The following is a 12206-nucleotide window of genomic DNA, read 5'->3' as shown; positions in this document are numbered from 1 at the left end:
TTTTTATTCACGGCAACGGGATGTGTGGCGCAGGCACGGCCGTGATAGTATTCCTGTCCAACGCAGGAGAAAAACATGCGCAAGATCGCGATCATGCTGGTTCTGGGCCTTGCCGGCTGTGCCACCGCGGCACCCGACGTGCAACCCATTCCGGGCAGCATCACCTATGGCGGACAACCCCATACCAAATTGACCAAGTCACCCATCGGCAGCACGCTCAGCCACGAATTCGTCATGGGCGATGGCCGGCTGGCGATTGAAACCTACCGCATCCAGCCTGACCGGTCGCTGAAACTGGAAAGACGCGAGATCGTCGGCGACTGGCCGCCGAATTGAAAGAAGATACGGCCCCTGATGTGGCTCCGGGGTTTGCTTCCGGTGCCACACACATTTCCCGCTCACGGCAATTCAGAATTATTCTAAAACATATTTTTGATTTCCGCATACCTTGCCAATAAAGCTGACAGCGAACATCAAGTTACGCCTGCGGGATCCGCTTCCGCAGGGTCAAGAACCATATTGCAAGGGACATATCCGTGGCCATCAACTTCACCTTCCCCGTTCGGCTGCTGGCAGCAGCGGCCTTCAGCCTTGGCGCAATGACCGCAGGCGCTGAGGAAATGACGATCAAGCACGCGCAGGGCGAGACCGTTCTCAAAGCCGCGCCGAAAAAGGTTCTGGTTCTGGATATCCCCTCGCTCGACAATCTCGATGCGATGGGCGTCGAGCCAGCTGGTGTCCTTGGTTCCAACCTGCCGACCTATCTCCAGAAATATGCCGATGGCAAATATCTGAAGGTCGGCACGCTGTTCGAACCCGATTACGAGGCGATCAATGCGGCAGAAGCCGATCTCGTCATCGTCGGCGGCCGTTCGCGTGCGAAATATCCCGATGTTGCGAAGATCACGCCCGCCATCGACATGTCGATCGATTCCAAGGAATTCATCGCGAGCGTCAAAGCCAATATCACCAAGCTCGGCGATATCTTCGGCAAGCAGGAAGAAGCAAAGAAGCTCGACGCCTCCATCGACGAGAAGGTCGCAAAGCTGAAGGCCATCGCGCCGAATTCCGGCACGGCGATGATCCTCGTCACCAATGCCGGCAAGGTCGGTGTTTACGGCCCAAGCTCGCGCACCGGCTGGCTGCACACGGAAATCGGCTTCAAGCCGGTCGCTCCTGATATCGATGACCGCTTCGACCGGGGCGATGTCGTGTCCTTCGAATATCTGGCCGAGGTCAATCCCGAATGGCTGTTCGTGATCGACCGCGATGCCGGCATCGGCCGCGCAACGGACCCAGGCAAGGCCGCCGCCCAGGTGCTGGACAACGAACTGATCCACCAGACCAACGCCTGGAAGAAAAAGCAGATCGTCTATCTCGACCCGCAGGCGGCCTATATCGTCAGCAGCGGTTATACGGCGCTCACCACCTTGCTTGATCAGGTCTACGAGGCCGTGTCCGAGAAGAAGTCGTAAAAACTGCCTTCGCGACGTCATCCCCGGGCTTCTCCCGAGGATGACGAAGGAGAGGTTCAGTCCTCCGGGCAATCTGCGAGGTCGAAGCGAGCCATCACCATTTTCGAAAAACCACTGACGTGAAATCCCTGTCCCTCATCCTCGCCCTCCTTCTGGCGCTGACACTCGCCATCGTCAGCCTGTTCGTCGGCGTGAGCAACGTCTCGCTGGCGACGCTTTTTGCGCCGGATACGAGCGCGGATGCACTGCGGGTGCTCCTCGTCAGCCGCATTCCGCGCACGCTGGCGCTCATACTAGCCGGAAGCTCGATGGCGATTGCCGGTCTCATCATGCAGATGCTGGTGCGCAACCGCTTCGTGGAGCCTTCGACGGCTGGCACCACCGAATCCGCCGGCCTTGGCCTGCTCACCGTCACCCTGCTTGCCCCGGAAACGCCGATCTTCGGCAAGATGTTGGTGGCCGCCGCTTTCGCGCTGGCTGGAACCGCACTTTTCTTGCGTATTCTACGGCAGGTGCCGCTGCGCGATGTGCTGCTGGTGCCGCTGATCGGCATCATGCTGGGCGGCGTCATTTCTGCCGTCACCACTTTCTTCGCCTATCGTTTCGATCTGCTGCAATCGCTCGGCGCGTGGATGACAGGGGATTTTTCCGGCGTGCTGCGTGGCCGCTATGAATTGCTGTGGATCGGCTTCGTTTTCGCCATCGCTGCCTATCTCGCCGCCGACCGTTTCACGGTGGCAGGCATGGGGCGCGACTTCACCACCAATCTCGGACTGAACTATCGCCGGGTGATGGCGCTCGGCCTCACCATCGTCTCCCTGGTCAGTGCCGTCGTCGTCGTCACCGTCGGCATGATCCCCTTTCTCGGCCTGATTGTGCCGAATGTGGTCAGCCTGATTATCGGCGACAATATGCGCCGTTCCGTGCCCTGGGTGGCGACGCTTGGCGCGGTCTTCGTTCTTGCCTGCGACATCATCGGCAGAACGGTGCGCGCGCCCTATGAGATACCGATTGGAACCGTGGTCGGCGTCATCGGCAGCGCGTTGTTCCTCTATCTCCTGCTCCGGAAACGCCACCATGCATGAGAGACATCCCGACCGGCGCGCGAAACTCGTGCTGCTGATGCTTCTCGCACTGACGCTCATCTCCATGGCTGCCTTCATGACGCTCGGTGCAAAGGGCAGTTGGAGCTTCATCCTGCCGTTTCGCGGCATCAAGCTTCTGTCGCTTTTGTTGGTGGCCTATGCCATCGCCGTTTCGACGGTATTGTTCCAGACGGTCACCAACAACCGCATTCTCACCCCTTCGGTGATGGGTTTCGATTCGCTCTATGTGCTGGTGCAGACGGCGCTGATCTTCGTATTTGGCTCGGCAACCGTGGTGATGATCGATCCGCAGCTGAAGTTTCTTGCCGAAACCGCGCTGCTCGTCACCTTCTCCGCCCTGCTCTACCGCTGGCTTTTCGTCGGCGCGGAACGCAGCCTGCATCTTCTGGTGCTGGTCGGCATCGTCTTCGGCGTATTCTTCCGCAGCCTCTCGGGCTTCATGCAGCGCGTACTGGACCCCAATGAATATGCGGTGCTGCAGGATGTGCTGTTCGCCAGCTTCAATTCCATCGATCCCACCCTTCTTGCGGTATCAGCCATCATCGTCGGCGTGGTGACGATTATCGGGTTGCGGCTCCTGCACACGCTCGACGTTCTTTCGCTCGGCCGCGCAACGGCCATCAGCCTTGGCGTGGACTACAAGCGAACGGTGACGATCATCCTCGTGCTGGTCTCCGTTCTCGTTGCCGTTTCCACCGCACTCGTCGGCCCTGTCATGTTCTTCGGGCTGCTGGTTGCGGCGCTGGCCCATTATCTCACAGGCAACGGCAAACATGCCTATGTGCTGCCGGCTGCAATCCTCATCGCCATCATCTGCTTGGTCGGCGGTCAGGTGGTGCTGGAGCGGATCTTCGCCTTCAACACGGCGCTTTCCATCATCATCGAATTTCTGGGCGGCATCGTCTTTATCGGTCTTATTCTCAAGAGGGGTGCGCGATGATCATCGCCAGTCAGATCAGCAAATCCTATGGCGAAACGGTTGTTGTCGATGGCGTCTCCGTCGCCATTCCGGCAGGCGGCGTCACCTCCATCATCGGGCCGAACGGGGCGGGAAAATCCACGCTGCTCTCCATCGTGGCACGGCTGATGTCCATGGATGCGGGAACCGTGACGGTGGACGGGCTGGATGTGACCAAGACCCCTTCCGACACTCTGGCAAAACGGCTCTCGATCCTCAGGCAAGACAACCACATCTCGTCACGCCTGACGGTGCGCGATCTCGTCGGTTTTGGACGTTATCCCTATTCCAAGGGCCGTCCCACCATCGAGGACAAGGTCCATATCGACCGGGCGCTGGAATATCTCCATCTCGAAACCCTTTCCGGCCGCTTTCTCGACGAGCTTTCCGGCGGCCAGCGTCAGCGCGCCTTCGTGGCCATGGTTCTGTGTCAGGACACGGACTATGTGCTCCTGGACGAGCCGCTCAACAATCTCGACATGAAACACGCCTCAAGCATGATGAAGATCATGCGTCGCGCCGCCGACGAGCTGAAGAAGACCGTGGTTCTGGTACTGCACGACATCAACTTCGCCTCCTGGTACTCCGACACCATCATCGCCATGCGTGATGGCCGAATCTGCCGCCAGGGACCGGCGGAACAGATTATCCGTCCGGAGGTTCTGCGGGAAATCTACGACATGACCATCAGTGTCAACGACATAGACGGTCGACGCATCTGTCTGTTTTATGAGTGAGATACGACGATTGCAGAGGTTTTTTGCCATTGCCGTCCGAGCGACGGAACAGGGCAACCGGCCAGGGCGTTAATCGGCGGAGATTTTGCCAAACGGCATTCCGTCCGCAACGTCAGGAGACATCGATGAAGACGCACAAGACGAAGAACGACCTGCCTTCCAACGCCAAATCAACGGTGATGGGTATTCTGAACGAATCGCTCGCTTCGGTGATCGACCTTGCACTGGTGACCAAGCAGGCGCACTGGAACCTGAAAGGTCCGCAATTCATCGCCGTGCACGAACTTCTCGACACCTTCCGCGCCCAGCTCGACAATCACGGCGATACCATTGCCGAACGTGTGGTGCAGCTTGGTGGCACGGCGCTCGGTAGCCTGCAATCCGTCTCTTCGATGACCAAGCTCAAGGCCTATCCGACCGATATCTACAAGATCCACGATCATTTGGACGAACTGATCGCCCGTTATGGCGACGTGGCCAACATGATCCGCAAGGCTATCGATGATTCCGACGAGGCCGGCGACCCAACGACAGCGGATATCTTCACCGCCGCCTCGCGCGATCTCGACAAGGCGCTGTGGTTCCTCGAGGCGCACGTTCAGGAAAAGAGCTGAGCCGTAACGCGGCTACTGACACCACACACACGAAAGCGCCCGAGATGCCCGGGCGCTTTTTTTATGAAATGGCGCAATCAGTGCCGACGTAAAACCGCAAGACCGATGTCGCGCAACATCTCATGATCGAGAATGCCGCGCTGGGCGCTACGGATCAAAACCGCCGCGCACTCGTTGGCGACGTGGCTACAGCGATCTTGAAGGCACTCGAAACATACGCCGTCGAAAATATTCTGCAGATCGGTGATCTGCTGGGGCGACAATTGTGCGCCGACTCTTTCAAAAGCTGCATACGACAAGGCTCATCCTCCCGATGATGACATGCCAAGTATCGTTTCTTTTTTTGTGGACATGAAATTTGTACACCCGAACGAATCACTTGTCGAATCAGATTTTAACCAAATGTAAACAGGTTATTTTTTGGCCATCCGGCCGGTTGTGTGCTTTTACAACCCAAATAAAGGCCAGCCGAAACAATACCTTCGCCCGCCAACACCCTTTTTTACGACGCATCGGGCCGGTCGTTTTGAATAAACCCACAGGCCAGACGGATTTCCACCGAAACCGCAAAAGAAACTGTTGCATTCCAAAAACGATTGAGCGATATAGCACCCGTCGCCGCGCTTTGGCGGCCCGCGGTCCAGCGAACTACCCCGGACCAGCGGTTTTTGAGCGGGTGTAGCTCAGGGGTAGAGCACAACCTTGCCAAGGTTGGGGTCGAGGGTTCAAATCCCTTCGCCCGCTCCAGTTTTCCATGGAAAACGTCGGGAATGTCAAAGCGCTTACAGGCACCGCCCTGATTTTGCCGCCGGTCCCAGATAGCTCCTCTTCAACCGAAGCCTACCCGCATGTTCTGGGCCGATCTGACGCCCAACCATAGTCCCGTGCCCTAGATACCGAACTTATTCGCTTCGGGAAGGCGTTCGCGGACGCGCAAGACATGACAACCGATTTGAGATGCCCATTAGAATTATTCAGTATTAAATGCTATTCTTATTTAATATAATAGTACAGTATCTTATTATAAGATACGTAATTACTAATAATACATAATTGTTTCTTAAATTTGTAAGTATAATCATCACCGGAAAAGCGCATGATGCCGAAATATGACCCATGAAGGGCTCGATTTTCTTGTGGGAGCCATAACGATGAGAAATATTCCCGTTGTCGGAAAGTTTTTGACGGTATTTGCGCTATTCGGCGTATGTGCAATCCTGATTGCGGCCTACTCCGCCATACAGATCAAATCGATCGATGGAAGTTATAGTGATCTTATTGCTCGTGACAGCGCAGCGGCCTTGAATTTGGCGCTCGCGAACAAGGAACTGCTGAACGGGCGTGCGGCTCTGGCCGATATGATGATCGCCTTTACGGAACAGGGTAATGCCGCTGCCGAAGCTGAGGTGAAGGCCACACGCGACAAGTTCATGGTATCGATGGATGGAGCCATCGCCAATATCCCCGAAGACAACCGCCTGCGCGTACTCAAGGACGACGTGACGACGCTCTATAACGTGACGTGCAAGAACGCCTGGCACCTGGGCCGAACCGCATCAACCGTGGATGAGGCACTTGCGTCGCAAAAAGCGTTTGGCACCGAGTGCCAGCCAGTCTTTGCCAAGATCGGCGCGAAACTTACACAGATAGCCACTGATATTTCGAACCGTAGCGCCAAGCAGAGCGATGATCTGAGCGACATAAGCCAACGGACTGCACTGATTACCGTCGCGGCGGTCGTCCTCGGCTTCATCACCGTCGTCGTCATCGGATATTTCGCGATCAGCAGCTGGCTTGTCACGCCGATCCGGGGTCTTGTCGGCACGATGCAAACGCTTGCGGAGGGTAACCTCTCCGTCAATGTCGAGGGAACGGACCGGCGCGACGAGGTCGGCACGATGGCAAAGGCCGTTGAGGTCTTCAAGGATAACGAATTGAAGGCCCGCCGGCTGGAAGCGGATGCGGCGCAGGTGCGTAACCAGTCCGAGGCAGAGCGTCAAAGAACCGCCGAAATTGATCGCAGGCGCGCCGCCGAAATGGCGGAAGCGACCAGCGGCCTTGCCGAAGGTCTGAAGCATATGGCCAATGGCGACCTGTCCTACCAGCTGAAAACGCCTTTCTCCGCAGAATTCGAAAGCCTGCGTGCGGACTTCAATATCGCCGTAAACCAGCTTAGCAAAACACTACTGTCCGTTGCCGATGTCACGGCCACGATCGACAACGGCTCTCGCGAGTTGAGTTCGAGTGCGAGCGACCTGTCGCAACGCACGGAAACCCAAGCCGCATCGCTGGAAGAAACAGCCGCAGCGCTCGACCAGATAACCAGCAACGTCAGCAATTCGACCAGACGGACTGAGGAGGCGCGGATCGTGGCGGTCGAGGCCAACAGATCCGCGCAGACATCCGGTCAGGTCGTGGCAACTGCGGTCGATGCCATGAAGCGCATAGAAAGCTCTTCAAGCCAGATTTCCAACATCATAGGCGTCATCGACGAGATTGCCTTCCAGACCAATCTTCTGGCACTCAACGCCGGCGTCGAGGCGGCCCGTGCGGGCGAGGCAGGCAAGGGCTTTGCGGTTGTGGCACAGGAAGTGCGTGAATTGGCCCAGCGCTCGGCGCAAGCGGCCAAGGAAATCAAGGAGCTTATCCGCAACTCCGCCGACGAAGTGCAGAACGGCGTGAAACTCGTGACCGCAACCGGCGACGCACTCAAGATCATTGAAAGTCACGTCATCGCCATCAATACACAACTCGACGCCATAGCGACATCCGCAAGGGAACAGTCGGTCGGGTTGGCCGAGGTCAACAGCGCGGTGAACCAGATGGACCAGGTCACGCAGCACAATGCCGCGATGGTCGAAAGGGCGACGGCCTCCAGCGCATCGCTTGCCGGTGATGCCGAAAAACTCCGCCAGATCGTCGGCCAGTTCAAGCTGGATGGCGCAATGGCCAGCACCAGCACGGCTAGAACCGCATATAAGCCTTCAGCGCCGGTGCGCGTTGCGGACAACGCACAGCCGAGACCATCCCCGGCGCGTCGCATGATCGGCCAGGTGGCCGCAGCGCTCGGCGTATCCACGGCCTCGAAAGATCAGACATGGGGCGAATTCTGATCCACTCTCTCAGAAGACACCCGGATAGCTTATCCGGGTGTCTTAAGGTTATCTATATCAGTGAAAACCGCTCCCCCGTCATGCCGGGCTAGACCCGGGTGACGGCACCAGGAGGAATTCCACCCACACCCGTTGGCAACGGTCAGGCAGCCGCGTCCCATACCGGCGCAAGCCCGTCCGGCGAGACGATACGGCCATCCGGTCGAGCAAGAGCACGGATCGCATCCGTCTCAGCGACCGACAGCGTGAAATCGAAGATCGCAAGGTTTTCATCAACACGGGCTTCGCTCACGGTCTTCGAAAGCGCAATCACACCCTGCTGCTGCACGAGCCAGCGCAGCACCACCTGCGCCACCGACTTGCCCCGGCTTGCGGCGATGTCCTTTAAAACCGGATCGGCAAAAACCTTGCCGTCGGCCATACCGTAATAACCCGTCACCGACATGCCGGCAGCCTTGGCCGCCGCGATCACCATATCCTGATCGATATAGGGATGGTATTCGATCTGATTGGTGACGATCGGTGCCTTCGACAAACTGACCGCCTCAGCCATCAGCGCCGTATTGAAGTTGGACACGCCGATATGGCGAACCTTGCCGGCGTCGCGAACCGCGTTCAGCGCGCCGATCTGCTCGGCCAGCGTTACCGCCTCGTTCGGCCAGTGCAGAAGCAGGAGATCGACATAATCGGTCTTCAGTTTTTTCAGGCTCTCATCGACGGAGGCAAGAAAGGCATCGTGCCTGTAGTTCTCCACCCAGACCTTGGTGGTCAGGAAGATATCGCTGCGTGCCACGCCGGAACCGGCAATGGCTTCGCCGACTTCGGCCTCATTACCGTAAATCTGCGCGGTATCGATATGGCGAAAGCCGGCCTTCAGGGCATGCGGAACGATCCGAAGAACATCGGGGCCGGGAATACGGAAGGTACCGAAGCCAAGCGCCGGGATCGATGCGCCGTTGGCGGTGACATCAAACATATATTTTCTCCTTTTAGGGTACACCCGGCCAGCCCTTAGGCAGTGGCCGGGATTTATATGAAAAACTCAGGCAGTCTTCAGCGAGAGCGAGGCGCGCCGGTCGAGTGCACTGCTCCAGAGGGTGAGAATGAGGGCAATGGCGACAAGGATGGCGCCGACCCACGGGGTTGCGGCAAGGCCCATCGGCGATTCCACCACCAGACCGCCAAGCCACGCACCAATCGCGATGCCGAGATTGAAGGCGGCGATATTGAGCGCCGAGGCGACATCGACAGCGCCGGGGCGGTGTTCCTTGGCCAGCTGCACCACATAAAGCTGCAGGCCGGGAACGTTGGCAAAGGACAGGAAGCCGAGCGCCACCAGCGTGATCAGGGTCGGAATCGGCGAAACGGCGGTGAAGGAAAAGACCAGCAGCACGATGGCTTGTGCCAGAAAGAGGCCGATCAACGCCTTGACCGGATTGTGGTTGGCGATTTTGCCGCCACCGATGTTACCGGCGGCAATGGCGATGCCGTAGAGCACAAGGATCAGGCCGACGCTCTTTTCGGAGAAGCCTGTGACATCCTGAAGGATCGGCGCCAGAAAGGTGAAGGCTACGAAGGTGCCGCCGTAACCAAGTGCGGTCATGGCGAAAACGATGAGTAGTCGGCCGGAACCCAGCACCCGCACCTGATCGAGAAGGCTGGCGGGCGGCGCTTTCTTCAGCGTTCCCGGCAACAGGGCCGCGATACCGGCAAAGGCGATGACACCAAGACCTGCAACCGCCCAGAAGGTGGCGCGCCAGCCGAAAATCTGCCCGATATAGGTACCGATCGGCACGCCGGTGACGATGGCGACAGTCAGACCCATGAACATCATGGCAATCGCCGAGCCACGGCGGTTTTCCGGCACGAGATCGGCGGCGATGGTGGCGCCAACAGAGAAGAACACGCCATGGGCGAAGGCGGAAAGCACCCGCGCGACCAGAAGCGTCTCATAGCTTGGCGACACGGCGGCTGCGACATTACCGACGACGAACAGCGCCATCAGACCCAGCAGCAGCGGCTTTCTTTCGATCTTGCCGGTCAGCGCAGTCAGGATCGGCGCACCGAAAGTGACACCCAGCGCGTAAACGCTGACGATAAGGCCGGCAAGCGGCAGTGTAATGTGAAGATCTGCGGCGACCGTCGGCAAAAGACCGACGATGACAAACTCCGTGGTTCCGATCGCGTAAGCAGCGATCGTCAAGGCAAATATGGCCAATGGCATGACGAGTACCTCTTCGCCCGGAGCGGGATCGCGGGCGTTATGGACAGCGGGTGCTGTCCGTTTGGATCAACTGTGTGATTGCAATATGGGCGAAGGGGACTTGCATGATAATCAGCAAGATTGGATAAAGGCCTTTGAATTAATTTCACAAGCGGTGCAGCGATGGACAACAGGGCCGGAGAAATGGAAGTCTTCGTCGCGGCAGCCGAGCTGGGGAGTTTTTCCGCAGCCGGGCGCAGGCTCAAGCTTTCACCCTCGGCGGTGAGCAAACTTGTCACCCGCATTGAAGACCGCCTCGGCACCCGCCTTCTCGCTCGCTCCACCCGCGTGGTGACGTTGACGCCGGAGGGGGAAATCTATCTTTCCCGGGCAAGGCGCATTCTGGCCGACATCGCCGATACGGAGCAGATCGTAGCAGGCGGCGGCAAGGTGGTGCCGCGGGGGCTACTGCGTGTCAACGCCACGCTGGGCTTCGGCGAAAGGTATCTTCTGCCGCTCGCACCGGAGTTTTTATCTCTTTATCCGGAAATCGAGCTGGATATCTCGCTGACCGACGGCGTCATCAGCCTGATCGAGGAGCGCACCGATATTGCGATACGATCCGGCGGGATGGCGGATTCGTCCCTCAAGGCAAGAAAGCTGAAAGAGGTCCGACGGATCATCGTCGCCTCCCCTGCCTATATCGAAAAACATGGCATGCCGGAAAAGCCGCAGGATCTGGCCCAACACAATTGCATCAGCTTCAATTTCAGTCGCAGCCTCAACGAATGGCCTTTCCGTGATCCAGGCACGACGGAAGTCTACCGCCTTCCCGTGACCGGCAATGCCTCGGTCAACAGCGGCATGGCAATGCGTCGGCTGTGCCTGACGGGCCTTGGGCTGGGAAGGGTCGGAGAGTTTCATGTCGAGCCGGATATCGAGGCCGGTCTGCTCGTGCCGGTGCTGGAGGATTACAATCCGGGCGACATGGAGGTGATCCACGCCGTTTATGCCGGACATGATCACCTGGCCGCCCGCGTACGCGCCTTTATCGATTTTGTCGCGGCAAAGGTCGGGCGGTGACTAGCCGCCTCAGACCAGGCTGTGAACCATCTTCGCCAGCCAGTCCACGAAAACACGGACCTTGTTGGTGACGTGCCGTGTCTGTGGGTAGACCACATAGATCGGCATCGGTTCGCGCCGCCATTCCGGCAGAACCGGCACAAGCTCGCCACGCGCAAGCGCATCCTTGACCATGAAAACGGGCAGCTGCACCATGCCCATGCCCGCCAGCGCGGCGTTGAGATAGGTGCGGCTGTCATTCACCGACACGACATAGTTGGGCGTAATCTCGACGCTGCGAAGCCCGTTGTCGAATGAGATCGGCATGATCTGGCCCGTGGTGGCATTGAAATATCCCACGGAATGATGTCCGTTTTCGAGATCTTCCGGCTGTTGCGGCATGCCGAAACTCTCGATGTACAGGGGAGAGGCGAAGGTTTCGAATTTCAGCTCGCCGACCTTGCGCGCTATAAGGGATTGATCCCGCAACGTGCCGACCCGCAGCGCGCAATCGACATTCTCCGCGATATAATCGACCAGACGGTCGCCGACGCCGAGATCGAGCCGGATTTGCGGATAGCGCTGGTAAAATTCGCAAAGATGTGGAATAACCACGAGGTCCGCGAAGACACCGGCCATTTCCACCCGCAACCGGCCAGACGGCTGCACCTGCGCGCTGGACATGCTGCCATCAAGCTCTTCGATTTCCGACAGAATCTGCGAGGCCCGCTCATAATAGAGAGCGCCGTCCGTCGTCAGCATCACCCGCCGCGTTGTGCGGTTGAGAAGCGTGGTATGTAAATGCGCCTCCAGCGCCTGGACCATGTTGGTGACGGTGGTTTTGGGCATGTTCAGCGCGGTCGCGGCGCGGCTGAAATTGCCGGTTTCGACGACGCGAGTGAATACCCGCATGGCGGAAAGCTGATCCATGTCGCTAT

12 protein-coding genes and 1 tRNA gene are annotated in these 12206 nt (G+C 58.3%); 9 read left to right on the top strand and 4 right to left on the bottom strand.

Annotation, left to right across the window (positions count from 1 at the left end):
* Positions 1 to 75 precede the first annotated feature (75 nt).
* The 6 genes from AC1DCP_RS21690 (at position 76) to dps (ending at position 4890) form a co-directional block, all read left to right on the top strand.
* On the top strand, positions 76 to 336 hold the full coding sequence (locus AC1DCP_RS21690; protein WP_003514037.1) for a hypothetical protein: 261 nt from the start codon (positions 76 to 78) through the stop codon (positions 334 to 336).
* A 200-nt stretch (positions 337 to 536) separates the two neighbouring features.
* On the top strand, positions 537 to 1475 hold the full coding sequence (locus tag AC1DCP_RS21685; RefSeq protein ID WP_013636756.1) for a siderophore ABC transporter substrate-binding protein: 939 nt from the start codon (positions 537 to 539) through the stop codon (positions 1473 to 1475).
* A 119-nt stretch (positions 1476 to 1594) separates the two neighbouring features.
* Positions 1595 to 2560, top strand: coding sequence for an ABC transporter permease (locus tag AC1DCP_RS21680; protein ID WP_038492099.1), 966 nt, complete (start codon positions 1595 to 1597; stop codon positions 2558 to 2560).
* Positions 2553 to 3521 (top strand): iron chelate uptake ABC transporter family permease subunit, encoded by a 969-nt coding sequence (locus AC1DCP_RS21675; RefSeq protein ID WP_065687503.1) that lies wholly within the window; start codon positions 2553 to 2555, stop codon positions 3519 to 3521. The genes AC1DCP_RS21680 and AC1DCP_RS21675 overlap by 8 nt, the downstream gene beginning before the upstream one ends.
* Positions 3518 to 4276: an iron ABC transporter ATP-binding protein gene (locus AC1DCP_RS21670; RefSeq protein WP_025594380.1), complete on the top strand. Its 759-nt coding sequence runs from the start codon at positions 3518 to 3520 to the stop codon at positions 4274 to 4276. Before AC1DCP_RS21675 ends, AC1DCP_RS21670 begins: the two co-directional genes overlap by 4 nt.
* Before the next feature lie 125 nt (positions 4277 to 4401).
* On the top strand, positions 4402 to 4890 hold the full coding sequence (dps, locus tag AC1DCP_RS21665) for a DNA starvation/stationary phase protection protein Dps (protein ID WP_065687502.1): 489 nt from the start codon (positions 4402 to 4404) through the stop codon (positions 4888 to 4890).
* A gap of 77 nt (positions 4891 to 4967) precedes the next feature.
* Here the strand turns inward: dps and AC1DCP_RS21660 are convergent, their stop codons facing one another.
* Positions 4968 to 5189: a hypothetical protein gene (locus tag AC1DCP_RS21660; protein WP_013636760.1), complete on the bottom strand. Its 222-nt coding sequence runs from the start codon at positions 5187 to 5189 to the stop codon at positions 4968 to 4970.
* 373 nt (positions 5190 to 5562) lie between these two features.
* Between AC1DCP_RS21660 and AC1DCP_RS21655 the strand changes: the two genes are divergently transcribed.
* Together AC1DCP_RS21655 and AC1DCP_RS21650 are read left to right on the top strand one after the other, a co-directional pair.
* A tRNA-Gly gene (locus tag AC1DCP_RS21655) sits at positions 5563 to 5637 on the top strand.
* Positions 5638 to 6041: 404 nt separating this feature from the next.
* Positions 6042 to 8003, top strand: coding sequence for a methyl-accepting chemotaxis protein (locus AC1DCP_RS21650; protein WP_193559213.1), 1962 nt, complete (start codon positions 6042 to 6044; stop codon positions 8001 to 8003).
* A 142-nt stretch (positions 8004 to 8145) separates the two neighbouring features.
* Here the strand turns inward: AC1DCP_RS21650 and AC1DCP_RS21645 are convergent, their stop codons facing one another.
* Both AC1DCP_RS21645 and AC1DCP_RS21640 read right to left on the bottom strand, forming a co-directional pair.
* Positions 8146 to 8979: an aldo/keto reductase gene (locus AC1DCP_RS21645; protein ID WP_065687500.1), complete on the bottom strand. Its 834-nt coding sequence runs from the start codon at positions 8977 to 8979 to the stop codon at positions 8146 to 8148.
* 66 nt (positions 8980 to 9045) lie between these two features.
* Positions 9046 to 10227, bottom strand: coding sequence for an MFS transporter (locus AC1DCP_RS21640; RefSeq protein ID WP_065687499.1), 1182 nt, complete (start codon positions 10225 to 10227; stop codon positions 9046 to 9048).
* Positions 10228 to 10389: 162 nt separating this feature from the next.
* Between AC1DCP_RS21640 and AC1DCP_RS21635 the strand changes: the two genes are divergently transcribed.
* On the top strand, positions 10390 to 11289 hold the full coding sequence (locus AC1DCP_RS21635) for a LysR family transcriptional regulator (RefSeq protein WP_013636764.1): 900 nt from the start codon (positions 10390 to 10392) through the stop codon (positions 11287 to 11289).
* A 9-nt stretch (positions 11290 to 11298) separates the two neighbouring features.
* Here the strand turns inward: AC1DCP_RS21635 and AC1DCP_RS21630 are convergent, their stop codons facing one another.
* On the bottom strand, positions 11299 to 12198 hold the full coding sequence (locus tag AC1DCP_RS21630; RefSeq protein WP_003514057.1) for a LysR family transcriptional regulator: 900 nt from the start codon (positions 12196 to 12198) through the stop codon (positions 11299 to 11301).
* Positions 12199 to 12206 lie beyond the last annotated feature (8 nt).

The organism is Agrobacterium sp. 10T429, from assembly GCF_056393925.1.
Note: the sequence above shows the minus strand (reverse complement) of the source record. Positions and strands in the feature narration are given on the sequence as shown.